The sequence below is a fragment of the Nocardia amamiensis genome (genome assembly GCF_015477605.1).
GTDB lineage: Bacteria > Actinomycetota > Actinomycetes > Mycobacteriales > Mycobacteriaceae > Nocardia > Nocardia amamiensis_A.
Window position 1 is genome coordinate 1 of record NZ_JADLQX010000273.1, and the last position, 312, is coordinate 312.

Genomic DNA, 312 nt, shown 5'->3' on the forward strand with positions numbered 1-312 from the left:
TCACCACCGAGATCGACGCCGACCGCACCCGCCGGATCACCAAGCACGCCGCCGAACTCGGCGTCACGGTGAACACGCTGGTGCAGGCGTCCTGGGGCATCCTGCTCGGACGCCTCACCGGCCGCGGTGACGTGGTGTTCGGCGCGACGGTGTCCGGCCGTCCGGCCGAGCTGCCCGGCGTCGAGTCGATGGTGGGTCTGTTCATCAACACGCTGCCGGTGCGGCTGCGGATCGATGACCGCCAGAGTATCGGCGAGCTGCTGGAGCGGCTGCAACGCGAACAGGCCGACCTGCTCGAGCACCACTACGTTG

Annotated in this window: 1 protein-coding gene; it reads left to right on the forward strand. The window is 69.2% G+C overall.

Going from position 1 to position 312, the window contains the following annotated elements; translation table 11 throughout:
- A partial coding sequence (locus IU459_RS37805; RefSeq protein ID WP_195134341.1) for a condensation domain-containing protein occupies window positions 1-312 on the forward strand: 312 nt, incomplete at both ends.